The sequence below is a fragment of the Fodinibius sp. GM108 genome, assembly GCF_058386985.1.
In genome coordinates this window covers 34,417-56,239 of the sequence record NZ_JBYEIR010000014.1, presented here as the reverse complement: position 1 = coordinate 56,239, position 21,823 = coordinate 34,417, and the positions used below count along the sequence as shown (strand labels likewise).

The 21,823-nt window shown below is 42.4% G+C and carries 16 protein-coding genes; 7 read left to right on the top strand and 9 right to left on the bottom strand.

Annotated features, from left to right (window positions below; translation table 11 throughout):
* Positions 1–10: 10 nt before the first annotated feature.
* The gene (locus ACT3ID_RS18310) at positions 11–1,135 is read left to right on the top strand and encodes a glycoside hydrolase family 3 protein (protein ID WP_491543514.1); all 1,125 of its coding nucleotides are present in this window, start codon (positions 11–13) and stop codon (positions 1,133–1,135) included.
* 154 nt (positions 1,136–1,289) lie between these two features.
* On the opposite strand, the gene ACT3ID_RS18305 is transcribed toward ACT3ID_RS18310, so the two are convergent.
* Both ACT3ID_RS18305 and ACT3ID_RS18300 read right to left on the bottom strand, forming a co-directional pair.
* Complete coding sequence (locus tag ACT3ID_RS18305) at positions 1,290–4,058, bottom strand: alpha/beta hydrolase family protein (RefSeq protein ID WP_491543513.1); 2,769 nt, start codon at positions 4,056–4,058, stop codon at positions 1,290–1,292.
* Between the two features lie 151 nt (positions 4,059–4,209).
* Positions 4,210–5,100 carry a YihY/virulence factor BrkB family protein gene (locus ACT3ID_RS18300; protein ID WP_491543512.1) on the bottom strand — a complete coding sequence of 297 codons (891 nt, stop codon included), beginning with the start codon at positions 5,098–5,100 and terminating at the stop codon, positions 4,210–4,212.
* A 128-nt stretch (positions 5,101–5,228) separates the two neighbouring features.
* On the opposite strand from ACT3ID_RS18300, the gene ACT3ID_RS18295 reads away from it, so the two are divergent.
* From ACT3ID_RS18295 to ACT3ID_RS18285, 3 genes are all read left to right on the top strand, one after another.
* On the top strand, positions 5,229–5,819 hold the full coding sequence (locus tag ACT3ID_RS18295) for a DinB family protein (RefSeq protein ID WP_491543511.1): 591 nt from the start codon (positions 5,229–5,231) through the stop codon (positions 5,817–5,819).
* A 486-nt stretch (positions 5,820–6,305) separates the two neighbouring features.
* Entirely contained in the window at positions 6,306–7,004 is a 699-nt protein-coding gene (locus tag ACT3ID_RS18290; RefSeq protein ID WP_491543510.1) for a TetR/AcrR family transcriptional regulator, read from the top strand.
* 3 nt (positions 7,005–7,007) lie between these two features.
* The gene (locus tag ACT3ID_RS18285; RefSeq protein ID WP_491543509.1) at positions 7,008–8,339 is read left to right on the top strand and encodes an ABC1 kinase family protein; all 1,332 of its coding nucleotides are present in this window, start codon (positions 7,008–7,010) and stop codon (positions 8,337–8,339) included.
* A 299-nt stretch (positions 8,340–8,638) separates the two neighbouring features.
* Here ACT3ID_RS18285 and hflC read toward each other — a convergent pair whose 3' ends face one another.
* The 5 genes from hflC to ACT3ID_RS18260 form a co-directional block, all read right to left on the bottom strand.
* Positions 8,639–9,586, bottom strand: coding sequence for a protease modulator HflC (hflC, locus tag ACT3ID_RS18280; protein ID WP_491543508.1), 948 nt, complete (start codon positions 9,584–9,586; stop codon positions 8,639–8,641).
* A 1-nt stretch (position 9,587) separates the two neighbouring features.
* Complete coding sequence (gene hflK, locus ACT3ID_RS18275; RefSeq protein ID WP_491543507.1) at positions 9,588–10,610, bottom strand: FtsH protease activity modulator HflK; 1,023 nt, start codon at positions 10,608–10,610, stop codon at positions 9,588–9,590.
* Positions 10,611–10,668: 58 nt separating this feature from the next.
* The gene (locus tag ACT3ID_RS18270; protein WP_491543506.1) at positions 10,669–13,194 is read right to left on the bottom strand and encodes a PP2C family protein-serine/threonine phosphatase; all 2,526 of its coding nucleotides are present in this window, start codon (positions 13,192–13,194) and stop codon (positions 10,669–10,671) included.
* A gap of 866 nt (positions 13,195–14,060) precedes the next feature.
* A complete protein-coding gene (locus ACT3ID_RS18265; protein ID WP_491543505.1) occupies positions 14,061–14,522 on the bottom strand; it encodes a BrxA/BrxB family bacilliredoxin in 462 nt (153 codons plus the stop codon).
* Positions 14,523–14,657: 135 nt separating this feature from the next.
* Positions 14,658–15,269: a superoxide dismutase gene (locus tag ACT3ID_RS18260; RefSeq protein ID WP_491543504.1), complete on the bottom strand. Its 612-nt coding sequence runs from the start codon at positions 15,267–15,269 to the stop codon at positions 14,658–14,660.
* Positions 15,270–15,497: 228 nt separating this feature from the next.
* On the opposite strand from ACT3ID_RS18260, the gene sthA reads away from it, so the two are divergent.
* Positions 15,498–16,958 carry a Si-specific NAD(P)(+) transhydrogenase gene (sthA, locus tag ACT3ID_RS18255; protein WP_491543503.1) on the top strand — a complete coding sequence of 487 codons (1,461 nt, stop codon included), beginning with the start codon at positions 15,498–15,500 and terminating at the stop codon, positions 16,956–16,958.
* 396 nt (positions 16,959–17,354) lie between these two features.
* Here sthA and ACT3ID_RS18250 read toward each other — a convergent pair whose 3' ends face one another.
* On the bottom strand, positions 17,355–18,065 hold the full coding sequence (locus ACT3ID_RS18250) for a DUF429 domain-containing protein (RefSeq protein ID WP_491543502.1): 711 nt from the start codon (positions 18,063–18,065) through the stop codon (positions 17,355–17,357).
* A gap of 23 nt (positions 18,066–18,088) precedes the next feature.
* The gene (gene aspS, locus ACT3ID_RS18245; protein WP_491543501.1) at positions 18,089–19,876 is read right to left on the bottom strand and encodes an aspartate--tRNA ligase; all 1,788 of its coding nucleotides are present in this window, start codon (positions 19,874–19,876) and stop codon (positions 18,089–18,091) included.
* Between the two features lie 252 nt (positions 19,877–20,128).
* Here aspS and ACT3ID_RS18240 point away from each other — a divergent pair, with 252 nt between their 5' ends.
* Together ACT3ID_RS18240 and ACT3ID_RS18235 are read left to right on the top strand one after the other, a co-directional pair.
* On the top strand, positions 20,129–20,785 hold the full coding sequence (locus ACT3ID_RS18240) for a response regulator transcription factor (protein WP_491543500.1): 657 nt from the start codon (positions 20,129–20,131) through the stop codon (positions 20,783–20,785).
* A 253-nt stretch (positions 20,786–21,038) separates the two neighbouring features.
* Positions 21,039–21,704 (top strand): M23 family metallopeptidase, encoded by a 666-nt coding sequence (locus ACT3ID_RS18235; protein WP_491543499.1) that lies wholly within the window; start codon positions 21,039–21,041, stop codon positions 21,702–21,704.
* The last annotated feature ends 119 nt before the right edge of the window (positions 21,705–21,823 follow it).

Below are 21,823 nucleotides of genomic sequence, written 5' to 3'. Positions count from 1 at the left end.
TATTCAATTCATGATTTCTAGATTACTAATTCTTCTTCTGCTCACTGGCGTATTATTTGCCGAAATCGCCTGCTCACAGGCAGAGTCTAATTCAAATAATGAGACTACACTCGATGAAAAAATTGGACAAATGCTTAAGATTGGCTTTCGCGGCATGGAAGTCGATGACACGAATCATATTGTCCGTGATATCCAACAATATCATTTGGGAGGTGTGGTGTTGTTTGATTACGATGTCCCACGCGATACCGCCTATCGCAATGTGAAATCACCCGAACAAGTTAAAACTCTGGTTCAGGATCTCAAGCAGTTATCAGAAATACCGCTTCTGGTTTCGATCGACCAGGAAGGAGGCCGTGTGGCTCGGCTCAAGTCCCGATATGGTTTCCCGGAGACTGTATCAGCGCAGTATCTTGGCAAACTCGATAATCCCGACAGCACACGCCACTATGCGAGGCAAACAGCAGAAACGCTGTCAGAATTAGGTATCAATGTAAACCTGGCTCCTGTTGTAGATATAAACGTTAATCCCGACAACCCAATTATCGGTGGCATTGAACGGAGTTTTTCTGGGAATCCTGAAACAGTGGTAAAGCATGCGAGCATCTACATTGAAACATTGCATGAGAAAAATATCATGACTGTGCTTAAACATTTTCCCGGACATGGAAGCTCCGAAAAAGATTCGCACCTTGGCGTTGTAGATGTAACCAAAACCTGGACCGAACAAGAGCTCCTGCCCTATCGTAACCTCATTGAATCAGGTTTAGCCGATGCTGTGATGACGGCTCATATTTTTAATACGAATATTGATCCTGAATATCCTGCCACCCTATCCAAGCCAACTATTACCGGTATTTTGCGCGATGACTTGAACTTTGATGGCGTAGTCATTTCTGATGATCTGATGATGGGTGCCATTCGCAAAGAGTACGGCCTTGAAACCGCTATCAAACAAGCACTGCTTGCAGGCGTGGATATTCTCTCTTTTGGAAATAATTCAATCTACGATGCAGATATCGTTCCCAAGGCGCACAAAATCATCAACGAATTAATTGACGATGGTGAAATTTCTCCAGAACGAATTGACCGCTCGTATCAGCGGATCATGGAATTTAAGGGCCGATTTAATTAGAATGATGCGTTATACGTAATGCGTGGTATGTTGTCCTGCCCTCGAATAGTTTGATTGCCCACACGGACCAAACTATATTAGGGATATTCACGTGATACGGGATCATTATTTGATTATGAATTACGTATCACGTATTACGCATCACTCATACAACCTATTCGCCTCGATATGGTACGCCATCGGTGATCCATTCCGGAGCTTCGGCTCCGCGCAGATAATGATCGAAATACTCCTTCATTTTTATGGCATAATCAAGACGGTTGCTGTATTCCTGCAGGTGGTGCGGCTCACCCCGATACTGTAGAAATATCGCATCTTTATCGAGCCGACGCATGGCTAAATACATTTCGATCCCTTGCTCCCACGGCACTGCCGTATCTTCGTCACCGAACATCATCAGGAGCGGTGTATTTATCCGATCCGCATAAAAGACCGGTGAATTTTCGAAATATCGTTCCGGGTACTCCCACAGGCTACCACCAATTCGGCTCTGAGTCTGCTCATACTGAAACTGCCGGGCCAGACCCGATCCCCATCGAATGCCGCTGTATGCACTCGTCATGTTCGATACGGGAGCTCCGGCAATGGCAGCATCAAAAATATCCGTCTGTGTTATCATAAAGGCGGTTTGATAGCCACTCCACGAGTGTCCGTGCAGCCCCAGCTTATCGGGATCGGCTATTCCCATCTCAATCAATTTCTGCACGCCTGGCACTAAACTTTTTGTGGATGTAAAACCGGGAGAACCAATTTCAAAGCGGATGTCGGGTAAAAATACCACATAATTGTCGCTCACCCACTGGGGCAGAGTGGGTCGGTCATCATTGGTAATGTTATTAAATTCATAGGCACGCTGTGAGAAGAAGCGATAGTAGTAAATCAGCACGGGATATTTCTTATCCGGATCGTAATTGTCAGGCTTAATGACCGCTCCCTGTATCGTACGTCCATCGTGCATGCTCTGCCAGTCGATCAATTCAGCTGTACCCCAGTTATAGGTATCATGCAAATCCAGATGGAGGTCGGTAATACGCTCAGTTTCTCCAAAGGTAATACCGTCGCTCACCCAAAAATTCGGATACTCGTCGTACTTTTCACGGCTGTAAATAAAGCGGTCCGCATCTTCTGCCTTGGCTATAAAATTATATTTGTGCTGGGTTTCCAGACGCTGCTCGGTGCCGTTCTCATCCAGCTTCAGATTATAAAAACCGTAGTATTTCTTTTTGTCGTAATAACCACGAACAAGCAATTCTTCATCCTCTCTGAATGTATCCCGTTCTCTGTCGGTGCGGATAATTCGGTAACTGATCTCCCGGTCACGACCATCTTCCGTCATATTTTCGGCGTTGCCATTTGCGGTTGAAAATTTCCAGATGTCATACTTGTCATATATCAGAATATTATCGTCACCAGTAGTCCATCCTGCTACAGAGTAACCCGGAACGTCGTACGGTCGATCATGATCTTCGTTATAGAACGGCACGTCCAGATCCTCAGTTAAATTTCGATAGACCTCATCCTCAACATTGTATAAGTGCCAATTTTTATCTTCATAAAAAACCACAAAATTTCCGCCGGGCGACAACTGAGCTCCGGACCGTAGTTTATCGGCAACTTTTTCTCGTTCCCCTGTTTGGAGATCCACTACATAATAGTCGCTGTAAAAACCATCCCAGGTCATCTCCTGCAGGTAGGGAACGCGAGAACTTCCCAGCACATAATCTTCATTTTGACTTATCGAAATGCCTGGCATTTCCCGATCAGCAAGCTGAACCCAGTGGTCACCTTCCACATGATATACAGCCCGATATGTCTGATTTTTTCTCCTGTTCCAGGTCTCCTTTTCATGAGTCTTAATCCGCGGGTCGTCGTAATGCCATACATCTGCCTCTTTTTCGGACAGAATCTGCTCGCGATCATAGATATCCATTTCGGCTTCTTCATTCTTTTCATCCTTGGAATCAAGATCCATCATCTCCTGCGGCATCAATCCAAAGAACAGCCGGTCTCCATCGTCGGTCCACTCGAGGTTAGTGTTTGTTCGAAGTGTCCATCCGTCATTAATATCGGCTGCAGATATTAGCTGAGAGGTTTCATCGCTATCGGCATCCCAAACCTGCAGGTTGGCATCCCCGGCCTCATATGCCGTATCCAAAGCCGCCTGAGTAAATGCCAGGCGCCGGTTGGTATCATCCCAGCTTATATTATCGAACAAGCTATTTTCCTCTGATAAAATTTCTTTTTGTTCGGACGGTCCATCCTCTAAATCGCGATAATAAAGTCCGTTCGAAGTACCACTTGAATCCACAACCGAATAAACCAGGTAGTTCGACGTACTGTCAAACTCCGCATCGGTGACAAAATTGATTTGATGCTCTTCGCCGGAATCCAAATTACGCAGTACAAACCCTGACCCGATATGGCTGTTATCGCTTTTCTTTTTGTCAATCTCTTCTGACGGATAAAAATGGATAGCCGCCCACTGTCCGTCGTTGGAAAATTTAAACGATCTCACGCTGTCTTTTTTGATACTGTTCCCACTGGATGTATTCAAGAGCGCAAGTCCCCGACGCAGATTATCATTTTCTGCTTTCAACTGATCTTTCAGTTTCGGTTGAAGATATGCGCCCATCCAGTCTCCGCTTCGGCTTATTTTGGGATTATCACCCAGCTCAATCGTATACTCAGTGCCATTATCAATGTGACGTACACGTACTTCACCGTCACCTCGATCAGGCCACACACTGTAGGCCAGCCACTCTCCGTTGGCTGATAATTCAGGATCATCAATGTCTTCCCACTTCATCACATCCTCAAAGGTAAGCTGTTGATTTTGGGCTTCAGCGGATAGCGGGAATGATAAAATTCCAAGGATGAGTATGGATAATAAATAAAAATATGAAATTCGATTGCTGAACTGCATAATTATGGTTGAGTTAATGTTTGAAGAAATTTCTTCACTGATTCATTGATAGCCCAGGTGTTAACGCCTGGGCTATCGAAAAAGTAACTATAAGCAAAAAAGTGGCAATAACCACAGTATGAACTATATTCTAATTCTATCAGAATCAGGCCTACTCCTCGTACCATTCATCTTTAAGGGTAGCATTCCAATAAGTATTGATTTTACCTCCGTACCGACTAGTATACACCTGCGTAAATATGGCACCTATAAGCACTACCTGCACATTGTAATACATCCAAATAAGAAAAATGACAAATGATCCGGCGGCCTTATAGGTCGGTTCCAGATCTGCCGCGCCGAAATACCAGTCCACAAGCGATTTACCAATCATTACTAAAATAGTAGTAACAAGAGCGCCTACTGCAAGATCACGTATGCGCACGTTTATATCGGGTAGTATTCTGAACATTGCAGAAAAAAAGGAAAAGGCAAGAATCATATTCAACAAGGTATTACCAGCCTGCATCAGAACAACATTTTTGTCTCCAATTAAGGAAACAAGTAAATTTTCCAATCCATATATCAGGCTTTCTGAAATAAGACCCGCAAGAAAAAGGAGGCTCAGGGAACCAATAAAAATCAATCCTTTTAACCGATCCCACAGAATAGACCAGATTGTACTTATTTGAAGATTCGTAACTCCCCAGATCTTGTTGAGAGTGCTTTTAATTTGAGCTAACAAAGTGGTAGCTCCAAATAAGAGCGTAATCACGGCAATGACCGTAGACCATAATCCCGAGGCACCCTGGCTCGTGGATTTAACCAGATCATCTATTGAATCGGTCAACTCGGGCCCTACAATACCTTCCATCGTTTGATGAAACTCTGCCTCTCCCATTTGCTCACCTAAAACAATACTGGTCACCCAGATTAAAATGATAACCAGCGGAGCAGTTGAAAATATAGCGTAAAAGGCAATAGCGGCTCCGTGCAAACCAAGGCTAAAGTTTGCTAATCGGTTATAGGTTTCTTTTAACAATTCTAGAATTTCGTTCCACATTTGTGACTAATCTCCGATGAAGTTATTGTATGGTAAAAATGCTGTGATTATTAAGTTACGGCATAACAAATTGAAAGCAATGAGCATTTTGTACCAGCTTATTTTTCTAATTTCATAAATCCTGAATCATGGAATCAAAATTCAGCTATCAATGGTATATCAATAAATTTAATGAAGCCAAAGATGAGGCCGAAAAATTCATTTTGTCGGTAGATGAAGCGGTATTTTTGCAGCCACCTGAGGAGGACCGTTGGAGTATTGCTGAGATCTACAGTCATTTAATTAATTATGGAGACCTGTATTATAGCAATTTATCTGAGGCAATTGACAACACCCAAAAAGATACCAGCAACTTGCAGCAATCATTTCAACCGCGTTGGCTCGTCAGAAAAATAGTGTCGTTTTTTGAACCGCCTTACAAAATGAAGTTAAAAACGGTCAAAGCTATGAAACCAGATCCCGTATCAGACTATGACCGCCTGGAATTACTGGATGAATACATAAATCTTCAAGATCGATTCATTACTCAATTGGAAAAAGCTCATCAGCGCCACATTGATCTAAGCAAAGCCAAAATGAGACATCCCATGATCTCTTTTATTAAAATGACGCTTACCGAATGCTTTGCCCTGGCCGAGGTCCACCAGCGCCGCCATCAATGGCAGGCAGTACAGACACTACAAGTGTTAAATACTCGGCGAGAACAAACCAATATCTGACGATGAAAACTACAGAGGGGGAAAACAGAGCTTCACAGAGATAACATACCTTCTGTGGTAACTCCGTGCAACTCTGCGGTTTAAACTAAACCCAATTTTTATTAACCACAGAGAAATCAGAGGAACTCTCACAGAGTTGTGCAGAGAGATCTTTTCTCTGGATCCTTAGGAGTAAAATCCTTCCGGGTCACAGAGTGATATGGCTACTGCTTTGTGCTTATACCCCTCGTCCGTCCAGTCGTCGGGGCCAACACTCCCCACGAGAAAAATTTTGGATACTTCGACTCTCCCTCCTTAATTCCACTCAAAAAAAATCGCGGAGCTATCCAGGAACTATCATCCTCTGTGAATACCTCCGTGCAACTCCACGGTTCATGTGTACGTAAATTTTTACTAATGGCCCGAGGGAATTTAATAGCACTTCGTGATTGTTTAATTACAAAACAGCGCGACTGTATAATCAGTTAATAACCAGATTCATTAATTATGGATACTTTCGATCCGGAAAAATTTGAAATCAAATTTGCAATTGCTGATGCCGCCACGGATCTGTATATCGAAGGTGGCGGACATTTCTGGATTAGAGATGCGGCCGAAAGAGTTGATATTGATCCTGCTGAGGTTTTTAACTATTTCCCAGATAAAAAGTCCATTCTGCAATTTTACTATGCTTCTCTCGTTATCCGATACGAAGCAATGGTCGATGAAATTGAAGGATTCGAATCATATACCCTCAGCGAAAAACTTTCGAATTTTGCTTATGTTAGTTTTGATATGCTTCGGGAAAAAGAGGCGTTTGTCGAAGCAACGTTCGAGGATCTAATCCTGAGGAGTTTTACCAAAACGGATTTTGAAAAAGAAGTTGAACGACTTACTAAACATTTTATAGAAAGTGACGAGCAGTTATCAATAGGTTCTGCTCTTATCCAAAACAAATGTGCTTACAGCCTCCTGCGACGGCAATACCTGGAGCTGGTTCGGTTTTGGCTTAATGATACCACCGAAAATAAAGAGCTCTCGATGGAGCTTACCGATAAGCTGACCAGTTTACTGCAAGAACTATTGTATAATAATATTCTGGACAAGGGATTCGACCTTGCTAAGTTTATGGCTTCCAACAGAGAAGCTTTTCTCAAAAATATCCCGATTGTAAAACAATTCTATTCTAACATTGAAATACGATAATTTATGAGCGACAATTTTCCTTCATCCAAACTTGAGCGCGGTAAAATCTTTGCAAAAACCGGGCTCAAAGTAGGTACAAACTACGCCAAGCGATATCTTAAAAAATCAGTCGGCAAGAAAGAGACCGAAGAAGAAGGCAAAAAATTTCATTCTGATAATGCGCGGCAGGTGTTCAACGAGTTTACAAAGCTGCGCGGCACAGCTCTGAAAATTGCCCAGTCTCTGAGTATGGATGAGGGCATGTTGCCCGAAGAGTTTGCCGAGGTAATGAGCGAAGCCCAGTACAGTGTACCACCGATCAACAAGGCTCTGGCACGATCGATTATAAAAAAAGAATTGGGCGATTATCCTGAAAACCTATATGCCGACTTTGACTCTGATGCCATCGCTGCAGCATCCATAGGCCAAGTGCATCAAGCACGGCTTAAAAATGGACAAAAAGTGGCGGTTAAAATTCAGTATCCCAATGTGCGTAACACCATCCATTCCGACATGGCTATGGCTAAGACATTGATAAAGCGTATCACAAAGCGCGGCGCCAATCTCGATGAGTATTTTGATGAGGTAGAATCAACCCTGATGGAAGAAACAGATTATGAGCAAGAGGGTAAATATATTACTCATTTTCACCAGCGTTTCAACGATGAAGATATTGTGACGCCGAAATGGATTAAGGAGTTATCATCCCAAAAAGTACTTACCATGACGTTTGTGGAAGGTCAGCACCTTAAAGAGTTTTTGTCTACAAATCCGTCGCAAGAAGAACGTGATCACTTTGGCCAGCTGTTGTGGGATTTCTTCCACGACCAGGTCGAACAGCGGCATTTTATACACGCTGACACGCATCCCGGCAACTTTTTCTTTCGGGAGGACGGGAAGCTGGGTGTTATCGATTTTGGCTGTGTTAAGAAATTTTCTGAGGAGTTTACCCAGAACTATATGCGGCTTTTGCCCACTCACCTGGAGCAAGATGAAGATAAGATCCGTCATCTTTATACTCAGCTGGGAATTGTTAAAGAGAATCCTGACAATCCCAAAAAAGAAGAGGAGTTTTTCCAATTCTGTAAGAACTATGGCAACACATTTGCCCAGCCCTATATGGAGGATGAGTTTGATTTTGGCAAGGCAAATTTCAAAGAGAAAATCAACAAATACGCCAAGGAAATGCCGATCATGAATGAGCCACGGGGCGACAAGAATTTCATCTACAGTACAAAAGTGCACTTGGGGCTGTACAGCATATTAATGAAGCTGAAAGCAAATATCGATACGCGCCGAAGCAAAGAGGTCACTAAAAAGGTACTGAATGAAATGAAACAGGAAGAATCTCTGTAGTAATCGCCCTAACCGCATTTCTCACCAAGAAATTTGGTTTTCAGCAAGGCAAAAGAAAAATGGCAGCGGAAACATACTGTAGTATGTTGAGCACGCTATTTTTTCCTTTAACGCGGCTGAAGGCAAATTTCGAAGTGTTTTACACATTGTTATCATTTTCTGTTTCTAAATACTGATGTAACTTAATGTGTATCATAAGGTTACATAATTATACCATAAATATTTGTGAGAAATGCGGGCTAAATAAGAAAGCCCGCAAAGTAACAACCTTGCGGGCTCAAAAACTATAGCTTTTTGTTTTAATCCTGGATATCGTTTAGGTATCGGAAGAAATCGCTGTTTGTGGATAAAATAAGGGATGTTTGCTTGTCGAAAGCTTTGCCATACGACTCCATAGAACGTGTAAAGTCATAGAGCTCACGAGCGGCATTCGATTGGTTGTAAGCTTTAGCATAGATAGCCGTTGCCTTGGCATCTGCTTCACCGCGGATCTCTTCGGCTTTTCGAAAAGCGTTCGACTGGATCGACTTTAGTTCACGTTCTTTATCTCCATTTATGCGTGCTGCTTCGCCTTCTCCCTCGGAGCGGAATTTGTCGGCGATACGATTCCGTTCACTAATCATTCGATCGTATACTGTTTGTCGCACGTCTTCTACGTAGTTGATGCGTTTGAAACGAAAGTCCAGGATTTCAAGTCCTAATTCTTCTGCTCGTTGATTACCTAACTGCTGAATTTCTTCTTGCAGCTCATCACGTCCTACAACAATTTCTTCCAGCGAATCCTCCACAATCTCTGTTATGGTAGCTCCGGATTCCGGATCGCGATTTGTTGACCGCACAAGCTCAACCAAGTCATGGGATGCTATAGCATTCCGTGTCTCTCCATCCAGGATATCGTCCAGCCTGGACTGAGCTCCGGATTCATCGCGCAGTCGCTTAAAGAATTGAAGCGGATCAGTTATTTGCCAGCGTGCATACGTATCCACAAAAATGAATTTTTTATCTTTCGTGGGGACCTGGTTGCGGTCACCATCCCATTCAAGGTAACGCTTGTCAAAATAGTTTGCTCGCTGTACAAACGGAATCTTCATCTTCATACCCGGATCGGTAACCGCTTCACCGATAGGTTCGCCAAACTGGGTAATAATAACCTGTTCAGTCTCATCTACGATATAAAATCCATCAAGACCAATAAGAATTGCAATACCCAGAACAACCAGTACAGTTATGTTTGTTAAATTTTTCATCTTAATTTCCTTGTTGATTTGAATTCGTATTCGGCTGGTTTACTTCTATGCCATCTGTCTGCATTTGAAGCAATGGCAATACACTATTTCCATTTTGATCGGTGACGATTTTATTGCCCATTTCAGGTAAGATCTTCTCAATCGTTTCAAGGTAAATACGGCGCTTGGTAACTTCGGGGGCTTTCATGTACTCACGATAAAGCTGATCAAAACGCGATGCCTCACCTTCAGCACGATTTACGCGATCGATTGCGTATCCTTCTGCCCGCTGTATCGTTTCTTCTGCCTGCCCCTCAGCCCGCGGTATTACTTTATTGTAATCGGATTTGGCCTGATTTATTAGAGTCTCCTTCTGTTGCTGGGCTTCATTAACATCGTTAAAAGAAGGCTTAACAGGATCAGGCGGATTAATATCCTGAAGTACAATCTGTTCAATTCGTAAGCCGGATTCATACTCATCAGCCATTTCTTGTATCAACTTCTGTGCTTCAAGAGTCACTTCTGCTCGCCCCACCGTAAGCACTTCATTGACTGTTCGGTCACCTACAATCTGGCGCATTGCTGATTCCGAAATATCACGCAGTGTTTGTTCGGCATTTCTAATCTTAAAAAGATAATTATAGGGATCGGTCACACGATACTGCACTACCCACTCTACATCCGCCAAATTGAGATCTCCGGTGAGCATTAATGACTCATCAGTGTAACCTTGTTTTTGATATTCAGAACGGACGCCGGAACTTGTTGTACGATAACCGAATTCGTGTTTCAACTGTCGTTCGATAGGTACATAACGCACCTCTTCGACAAAAGGAACCTTGAAATTTAATCCGGGATCTGCCGTCCGGGTAAATTCACCGAAACGGGTCACAATTCCCACCTCTTCGGGATTAACCGTAAAAAAGGAGGAGAATGCTATAACAATCACAAGCGCACCCAGCACTATTAGCCGGATATGCTTGCTCATTTTTTTGAGTTGAGGCGGCATATTCATATCCATGCCGGAAAAATTATTGTTAGCCATTAGTACTTATGTTTTGATTAGAAAGAAAAGAATTGCCTTAACGAAAAAACTAAATCCCTTAAACTTTAAGGCATATTATAGTGGTATCATCAGCCAAATGATAGTCGCTGAATTTTTGAATTTGTCTTTTGATATCCATGGAAATTTCGTTGCTCGAATGGCTGTCGGTATCCAATTTTTCGACCATATTTATAAGATTATCAAATCCAAAGCGTTCTCCTTCTGGATTTACTGCTTCGGGCAATCCATCGGAATAGAGCAAGAGGAAATCGCCTTCTTGCAGCGTAACTTCCATTGGTTCATAGTCAACCTTGTCGCGGACACCGAGCGGATATTTGGGCTCCGGAGTATAAATAAACTCCGCCTTTCCATCTCGCTTAAGTATCGGCAAGCAATGACCGGCATTGGCAACACGCAGTGTTTTGCTGGAAATAGCATATTGTGCAATAATGCAGGTAATAAATGTTTGTCTGTCGGTGCGGGTATATAAGGTGGGGGTAATCTCTCTGAGAATGGCTTCTGGTGCATCCCGATGGAGACGTGAAAGCAACAGACCGCTTGTAAATACGGCATGCATAGCCGCTTTCATGGCTTTGCCTGACACATCAGCAATCGTCATGTTAAGAAATGGGCTGTTAGCCGATCCATTGGTACTGACGATATAATCAAAATAGTCGCCTCCCACTTCGAACGATGGCATAAAAAAGCCATAAACATCGATTCCCTGCACCGAAGGCGGCTGCAACGGCATAAGTTTAAACTGGCTCTCACGGGCAATCTCAATCTCTTTCTCAACACGTAAATGATTGGCCATTCGCTCTTGGTATTCGGGAATATATCCCCCCATTTCTGAAACAGAATCGCCATATCTATAAGCGATAAAACCATAAATCAAGGGGATGCCAAGGATAAAAAATTGCGCCCATGAGATATAAGCGACATCTAAACTTGAAGATCCCCAGTATGGCATAATCATAAGAATAGCTGCAAATACCCACCAGCCTGTAGAAACAGTAAACAACCCGCTGTGTTCTAAAGCAAAAATAATTACGATCGAAATAACAGCAAATATTATAATATCATACCACTCGGTACCAACGATTTCGACCATTGGTCCTATACCTGCAAACAAAAAGCCGAGTAGCACTATACCAGCTCCATAGAACAGCCATTTATTAGTTAGTTTTGATCGCAGCAACCCAAGTATGATTCCTATATGTCCCAAAACAATTAGCCAACTATTCAACCACACCGAAATGTTGATAGTTAGCAGTTTAGGCTGCATACTGGCTTCAGTAAATCCAGACTGGCTGTCCGCTTGATAATATTCGATGCCAAGGAGATAAAGTGATACCGCAAAAAGGCCAAGCATAGCTCCAGCCAGGGCATATCCCCGAAGAAGCCCTTCTCCGGTTTCGTGAAAGAAAAATCGTTTTTGCCAAATAGCATCAAAAAGATGAAGCTGCTTCTGATTTTGACTGCGCGCTATAGCTTCCCAACCGATATATCCCAGCGCTCCATAAAGACCAATAGCCGCGGCAAATATTATACTATTAACAATAAAAATAGCTTGACTGGTAGCATTTAAAAAATCCCCCGTCATATTCATCAGGTAAAATATGCGCCATCCCAACGAGGCCAGAGCCAGGCTAATCAGTATGAAAATTGCACGCCGCCATTCTACCTGCCCTTTGTTGATATACTTGATCCCTATAAAAAATACCAGAATCGCCAGGATTGCCAGCGATCCAAACATACTAATAAGATCAAGGTTGGAAATGGTATTGCCAGACTCCAATTCTTCCGGTTCATAGGTATCTAGTGCTTCAAAGTTTTCGATTGATACGCCATACCGGACATCAGCCATATTCGGACGATTGGTTTCACGAATAATAGGTTTTACCTCGAGCGAAATTTCAGCAGGAGTATTAACATCAGGGCTGCTTTTTGTCCATTTAAAAACCATATTATTGCCTACACTCCGATCAGAAAAATTAAGCGGCGCCTGCCTGAATCCCGGCTCCCGTGTAATGACGGTATCTTTTACATCAACAAAGTTGAGCTCATAATCCGTAAGATTATAGTTCAAAATACCTTCTACGATATGAGTAGCTATAGCAAAAAGTGAATCACCAGCTACAAATGTAGGATTATTGTTCGTTTCATAGGATGAAATACGACGCACCTTCCCCTCCTGATCAAATTGCAGGTCTAATCGCCCCAGATCATCCATAATATTGTCCTGGATAATTTTGTCGTCATCATCCTGGGCTACTCCTATACTAACTTTCCATCCTGTCAGGTTTACTCCCTGCGCATTAAGGTCTGCAGCCCGTAAATCTTCATCTGAAGAATCCTTCAAAGATTTATAATAGTTGATATGCTGTGTGCGTCTCGTTCGCAGGTGTAGAGAGTCGGTGGAAAAACCCAGCTGATTGGCAAGTGCAGCAGTTTTTCCCTCTATTGTTGACCGGCTTTCCTCAACTGGGGCACGACCATTAAAGGAAACCGTAGGATACAACACAAAGAATGTTGCAAACCCTATTATCCCTAAAAATAACCAATATGTTAATCGTTGCCCCATCTATTGTATAAACTTACCTGTAGTATATCACTTGAATTTTGAGATTTTAGATTAATAAAAACAAATAGTTAGCCTTAGCTTCAAGTAGCTACTCAAAGTTATAATTTAACTTCAAATATACCATGCTACACAAAATAACCCTACGGATTTTTTCCGTTATTGTTGCTCTTGTTAAACTTGAGCAGTGGTGTATATGGCTAATACGGACGTGCTAAAAATCCGCAAAACTTACTCGAAATCTATATCGTGCCGTACATACTTGATTATTTGGTAACAAGAAGGACATGTGCGCCCAGAACTAGTTACCCAAACCTGCAATTGTATGACGGGACAGATCAGCAAAAAGTTGACCACCCGAAAAACTGCACCAAGTTTTCGACTCGCGCGCTCTCGTAGGTTATAGCTCAACCTCTAATAATTTTGCCTATGCCGATTTACTACCAGGCCTGCATCAATATATCCTGTTTCCATCTCTGGCCCGAAGTATATCCTGTTCGTTATAACAGACAAGCAATATTTCGCAATCAACTTTCAGCTATCAGCTACTATGCTGACTTTTTACTGGGGTACCTTTTCCAAGTTACTGCTTTCCGTCACAATTAACTACTGCCTTTCAATGATATTAGAAATTGAAAGCAGGCTTTTTTGAATCTGTCGAATTCCCCTAACTATATTCCTCAATACCCCTTTTGGACCGAAAAAAGTTGGGCTACCACTATTTATATTTGTGGTCCTGAAGGTAAACTGGCTAAACCAAAGGAGTGAAAATTAAAAGCAGGACAAGAAATTGATTCTCCTAAATAAAGAAAGCCGATGGCAATACCACCATCGGCTTTATAAGCTTCACCAAAAAGTAAAAAGCGTTCTTAACTTTCCTGTTCTTCTGTTTCTTCTTCGCCGTCAAATGCTTTGAAAACCATCTTAAGATCATCTGCGATATCCACTTTCGTACGTCCTTCGATACGATGGCGGGGTATCATGGCTTTAATTTCTCCATCTTTAAAATAGGCAAACGCAGGAGACGACGGCGGATATTCGCTAAAATATTCACGGGCCCGGGCCGTAGCTTCTTTATCCTGTCCGGCAAATACAGTTACCATATGGTCAGGCTTAACATCTGACTCATCCAGCGCCAGCTTAACACCCGGACGTGCATTTCCGGCAGCACATCCACACACTGAATTGATAACCATTAGCATCGTACCTTCATCATATTCATCCATGGCACGATCTACATCTTCAACAGTCTTTAGTTCTTCAATACCGAGCTCGGTTAATTCTTCACGCATCCACGAGACATCGGGTCCTCCTCCTAATCCAAATTGCATAAGTAAGTGATTTTATTCCGCTTTTTTGCTTAAGGGTTATTGTAACAAGTAATTATGAAGTGATGAAGTAGAAAAAGCACTTCGTATAAAGGTACGAAGTGCTTTTCCTTTTGTAAACATTATATACTCCCGGAATTAGGTAGCATCATTGTAATACTCATTCACTTGATCCCAATTCACCAGATTCCAGAAGTTTTCAACGTACTTTCCACGTTCATTCTGATAATTCAGATAATAGGCATGCTCCCAAACATCGACACCTAAAATTGGAGTCAATCCATTCATATAGGGACTATTTTGGTTAGCCGTAGAAAGCACTTCCAAGCTGCCATCTTTAGTTACGCACAACCAGCCCCATCCTGAACCAAACTGACCGGTAGCTGCATTATTTAATTTTTCCTTAAAATCACTAAAGCTACCGAACTCTTCATCAATAGCTTCTGCAATTTCACCTGTAGGCTCTCCGCCGCCATTAGGTGAAAGAATAGTCCAGAACAACTTGTGATTGGCATATCCACCACCGTTGTTAATAACCTTTTGGCGGATATCCTCGGGCACTTCTGTTATGCGCTGCAGTACATCTTCAATAGGCATATCTTCAAACTCTTCATGACCTTCAAGCGCAGCATTTGTTTTATCAGTGTAACCTTGATGATGTTTGGTGTGATGGATCTTCATCGTGCGCTCATCGATATGCGGTTCAAGCGCATCGTAATCGTAGGGTAAATCTGGTAGTTCGTAAGCCATAATTATTGCTGTTTTAAATTTGAAATAGTTAATAAATAATGTCGTATAAGCACTAGGGTGCAGCATCTTAAAATATAGGCACCTTAGGTAACACATCAATCAAAATTATTTTGCTAATCGTTCCATATTCGATTCTTTACATTCATTATTAAAAAATGAAGAAATGGTTCTCAATTTCTCCTATTTTATTCGTTCAACTAATAATCATTGGTAGTTTTTTCAGTTGTTATGGATCGAGATTACGATGTAATAATTATTGGCAGTGGACCTGCAGGCTTTTCGTGTGCAATGCAGAGTTCTAAATTTGACAAACGGGCTTTGGTTGTTGAATCACATAAAGAATTTCTGGGGGGCACATGGATTAATTCCGGGACCGTACCCAGCAAGGCTCTTCGTGAAGCAGCTAAAACAATTCTCAACTTTAATGAGCAGTTCAGCGATCAGGCAACGAAAAAGCCTTATGAACGGTTCCAGATGGCGGATCTGCTAAAGTACAAGCAGGAAATCCTGGAGAAAGAAAACCGGAAGGTGAAAAATGACTTGATTAAAAACAAGGTTGATGTTGCGCGAGGCTACGGCCGCCTTGTTGATGAACATACTGTTGAGGTACAAACACATTTTGGATCAACAGAAACATATACTGCAGATTATATACTGCTGAGCACTGGGAGTCATGCCCTGAAGCCGGAAAAATTTGAAATTGACAACAACAAGATCTTAGACTACAAATCGATCCTGGATATAACCCATATTCCAAGGCGGCTTACCATTATTGGATCGGGCGTTAACACCATAGAATATGCTACCACGTTTGCTGCTCTTGGAACACGCGTGACTGTATTAATTGAAGAAGAGGATTATCTAACTTTCCTGGATCATGAAATTAAGGAAGAGCTCAAAAAGTCGCTGGATGACAAGGGCATTAGAATTAAAACTGATATTGCTATTCAGGAGGTCGATTTTAATCCCCTGCGCAATTATACTGAAGTTAAGTTTATAAGCAAAGATGACAAAGAACGGCTACAAGTCATCGAAACGGAACATGTGCTCTTTTTGGGCGGGCAAGAACCCAGCGTGGATAATATTGGCCTCGAAGAAACAGGTATCGAAATTAGTAAGGATGGTTTTATCGAGGTTGATGATACATTCCAAACAAATGTGAGTAGCGTATATGCGGCAGGTGATGTTATCGGATTTCCACGATTAGCTTCCGCTTCATTTACACAAGGACGTCTCGCGGCTTGTAACATGTTCAGCATTCCGGCACTGGATGTACCTGAAGAGATCCCATTTAGCATTTATGCTATTCCCGAAATCTCGAACATTGGCCTTACTGAACAGGAAGCCGAGGAAAAGGGATTAGATATAACAGTGGGACGGGCATACTTTAAGAATATTGCCAAAGCGGATATGACCAATCACGATGAGGGAATTCTAAAGCTGGTATTTGAAACAGATTCCCTTAAGCTATTGGGCGTTCATATTATTGGAGATGAAGCAGCAAATCTTATTCATTTGGGACAATCTGTAATGTCATACGGTGGTGATATTCGGTATTTTATTCAACATGTGATGAATTATCCCACCTTAAGTGAAGCTTATCGCATTGCTGCTTTTAATGGTGTCAATCGCGTGTACAAGGCCGGGGTCAAATACAAAAATATTCTTGAGAATAAGAAGGCTGAGTAAATGCATTCGTTCTTTTAGCATCCCTGAACGCTGGTAAAAACCGTGTTAATTCTGATTCTTCCTGCCGCGCGAGATCCCGCGTCGGAGCGCGGGATGACGTCAGTGGTGGGATATTAGTTTTTCCCTCTCTGGTATTCTGCCACTCCTTTTCTACCTTGACAGAAATCCTACATAACGCCCATAACAGCCAAAAAATCTGTTTAGCACGAGCGGACGCTCGCGCTATAACCGACTTCCTCATTACGAAGCTCCTGCTTCGTAACGGTCAATGAAGGAGCTTGGGAATGAGGTAGGTTAAGGTTCGGGCTCCCTCACAACTGGGAAACTGGCTATGTCTTCGTTTCGCATCAGAGGTACGTAACGAGATCAAGATAAGCGGCTAAATCTCTCTATTTTCTATACGTAGTGAATAGCCATCGGTAATCCAGTAGGATCTGTTGGTGGATCATCAGGCAGCGTCTTAATTTCCCCATCAACGGAACGCAACGCGAACAGAGCCAGAGCCATCGCATCTACAATATCATCTTCATCAACCTGGTTACGCCGGTATTCTTCTTTGATATCACGGAAAAAATCATCGGCATATTTGCTCTGATCCTTTAACAGACCCAGCCGGTGACGTAATCCTTTTTTGGTAGCTTTTTTCTGTAAAATCGAGTTATTACCGTTCAGGATGCGAAACAACAACTCCGGATGACTCTCAAAAATTTTGTCCCGCAGTTCTTCATTCTCCTGCAGATACCGATCTACCGTTTTAATATTGGGCATTATATTCCACGATTGTGTGGATATTTTTTTGCCCGTAATTTCGAAACTGGTCATTGACGCTTCGGCATACGTAGGCGCATATAAGGCCGGACGAATAGGCGGATTAAAAACACTCGCCTCGTAATCAGGTCCCAACACATCGCGAAGCTCTTCATCACATTCGCGCACGTACTCATCTTCGGTCAGCCCGATAGGGACATCAATAAAAATACGATCGAACTCTTCGAAATATTCGCCTAGCTCTTCGTCTGATTCAAGCAGCCAATAGCCGGCATTCTCATCATCCAAACTTATAGCGATCCAACCAGCACGACAGCCGTCTATTCCTAATGTTTTCAAAATATTTAGTTCGTCTTTAGTTTTTATTCTTCCGTTTCAGAAACGCTCTTCTTAAGCTCTATATGCAGCTCATCAAGCTGCTCCTGATCTACATAATCGGGACTGTTATCCATCAGGCTTTGTGCTTTCTGATTCTTTGGGAAGGCAATAACATCCCGAAGACTTGTACCTCCTGCCAGGATCATAACGATTCGATCGACGCCCAGGGCAATTCCACCATGCGGCGGTGCGCCATACTTGAACGCTTCCAGCAGAAAACCGAATCTGTCTTGTGCCTCTTCTTCATCGATACCCAACAGCTCAAACATCTGTGTCTGCAGTTCCCTGTTATGGATACGGATCGATCCCCCGCCAATTTCATAGCCGTTGAGCACCAGGTCATAAGCCCGCGAACGTACCGATTCCGGATCATCATCGAGCTTGTCAATATCCTCCGGATGTGGAGCTGTAAACGGGTGATGCAGCGAATGATACCTGTGATCTTCACGGCTATACTCTACCAGTGGAAAATCGGTGACCCATAAGAATTTATATGCATCCTTATCTATAAGATCATGTTCTTCTCCCATCATCAAACGCAACTTGCTCATCTGTTTATATACATCAGGCGACGGACCGGCCAAAATAAGCACCAGATCTCCCATTTCGGCATCCGCTCTTTCGACCATTGCATCCACCGTTTCATCTTTAAGGAACTTTTCGACACTGCACTTTACACCATCCTCTTCATTCAGCTTGATATAAATTAATCCCGCAGCGCCTGTCTCCTGCTTAACGCGTTCTGTCAAGCGGTCGATTGCACCGCGTCCCATATCACCCTGGCCCGGCACTGTAATTCCCAGTACCGCTCCGCCTTCTTCAACCGTGTTGGAAAAAATATTGAATTCAGAATCTTTAACCAGATCAGAAAAGTCGGCGAATTCGAGACCAAAACGCGTATCCGGTTTATCGGTACCATAGGTTTTCATCGCCTCTTTGTAGGTCATTCGCCTGAACGATGTCTCAATTTCTTCATCTGCCGTATCTTTCATGAGTTTTTTCATGAGTCCCTCAGTAGCTTCCATGACATCCTCCTCATCCACAAACGACATCTCCATGTCGATCTGCGTGAACTCTGGCTGACGGTCAGCACGCAAATCTTCATCGCGAAAACATTTCACGATCTGGAAATAACGATCAAAACCTGATACCATCAGCAGCTGCTTGTATGTCTGCGGGCTCTGGGGAAGTGCGAAGAACTTGCCTGGATTTACGCGACTTGGTACCAAATAATCACGGGCCCCCTCCGGCGTACTTTTCATCAGTACCGGAGTTTCAACTTCAAGAAAATCATTCTCGTGAAAATATTCGCGTGTGGAGCGGTAAAAATTAGAACGCAATATCATATTCTTTTGAATATCCGGTCTGCGCAGATCAAGATAGCGATACTTCAGTCGCAGCTCTTCGCCGGTAGCAATATCTTCTTTAATCTCAAAAGGAGGCGTCTCGGCACGGGAATAAATTTTAAGCTCCGTTACACGAATTTCGATGCCGCCGGTCGTTAACTCCGGGTTCACATTTTCTTCGCCACGCTCGTCAACAATTCCTTTAATGCCGATTACATACTCATTACGAAGATCCTCAGCTTTTTCATGCAGTTTTTTATCCGTTTCATAAAATACGATTTGTGTAACACCATACCGATCTCTGAGATCTACAAAAATAACTCCTCCCAGATCACGACGATTATCAACCCATCCCTTCAGGATAATTTCTTCGCCGATCTTTTCGGTTGTAAGTTCTCCGCAATTGTGGGTTCGTTTCCACTCCATATATAGTAACTGTCAATAAGATTCAAAATCATTTTAGAAGCTTGGAAAATAAGTATTATGATAACCAATCGCCTAACCGAAATTTGCCTTTCAAAGATTAGAGAATTATTAAAAATTAATTTCCTTATACTCTTTTTCATCCTTAATATAATTATCTACATCGTTTCCCTTATTGCATAGCTTTACTTAACTTATTTGAACATCACCTACGGGGAAAACAATTAACTGAGATGGCAAAGTAAGGGATTTATTATGGCCTCCATTTCCGTTCTTATTGCCGATGATCATGAAATTGTGCGGTTTGGTATCAGCACATATTTGTCATCATCAGACGACATCGAAATTGTAGGCGAAGCCTCAACGGGAGAAGAATGCATCCATTTATTTAAGGAAGAAAAGCCCGATGTTTGCCTTCTCGATATAGGCATGCCCGATAAGAATGGAATAGAAATTGCCCGCTTGATCCGTGAGCTTGATACGGATACAAAGATCCTGATCCTGTCTATGCACATCAACAAACAGATCTTAAACGATGCACTTGAAGCGGGCATTAACGGATACCTGTTAAAAAATACGGACAAGTCAGATATCTTAAATGGAATTCGGGCTATTATAAAAGGACAACAGGTTTACAGTGATCCGATTTCGGACCTGATGAAAGAATCCTTCCTGAATCGAAATAATATTCAACATACTACGGGGGGGAATACGGAATTAACAAGTCGTGAATCTGAGATATTGCAACTTATTGTGCAGGGATTCACGAGCAAAGAGATAGCTCAAAAATTGTATATCAGCCCTCGTACTGTTGACACTCACCGGGCCAATTTGATGGAAAAACTGGAGCTCAATAACATTGCTGATCTAGTACGATATGCCATCCAAAACGAGCTTGTCTCAACGAATTAAGGGAACTACGTAAAATTACGTAGACAAAATACCAATTAATAGCTATTGTCCTTCAGTCCGCAGTCAATTAAGTTTATAAGTGCAAATGGGGTAATAGCCGTCTGTAGATGATATTTAGCAGCTATCTGTGACAGGATAGCTGCTAATTTTTTTTACCCCATTCCTATCTTCCTGACCACGTAACATCATCCCACTCTGCTCGTAGTCGATACTTGTTCACGAGAACCAACAATCCTTCAAAATTTTGTGAATCATGTATTCGATCAATATAGATAAATTGACATCTATTGCATTTTTACTACTAACACTGACATTATTTTTACCGGTCGATCGCGCAACGGCCCAATATGGTCTTGCCGATATTGAAGATGATACCCTTACCAAATCAGTACTCATACATCCACCCATCGAAACCGAAGATAATGAATTAATCGTCTCCCGGGAACATATGTATAAGTCACACTTGCAATTAGGGGATCAGCTGGGGCGTGATTTTGTAATTACGCGCATTGGTGAAAATGGAACTATGGAAGTTTTTGAAAGTGACGGCTCAGAGAATGGGGATTATTTTGCGTGGCAAAAAAATGTATTGGCTCCATTTCATGGTGAAGTCACAAAAGTAAATCATCCCGAAAGAACCAACAAACCTGGAAATATGGACAGAGAATCGGCACCGGGAAGGATTCATATCAAAAATGGAAATGGGGTCGTCGCACTCTTTGTACACGTGCGTGAAATTGCAGTTGAGGAAGGCGAAACCGTAAAACCTGGTGATGTAATCGCTAAAGTTGGTAACAACGGCATCTCTCGCGGCCCCCATGTACATATTGGCGCCTGGAAAAATAAGACGCCACTACAGATACAGGTGGATTTGTATGCGGCGGAAAGAGACCTAAAGAAAACGAAGAGCACAAATTAACGTATTCAGAGTGTGGAAAAGGGTTCCAGGGCATGAGAAAACTAACTCCTCATGCTAGGCATATGCATACAATAGAAAAAGAAGAATTAATTGAAATTTAAGAAAAAAAGATCATCAAA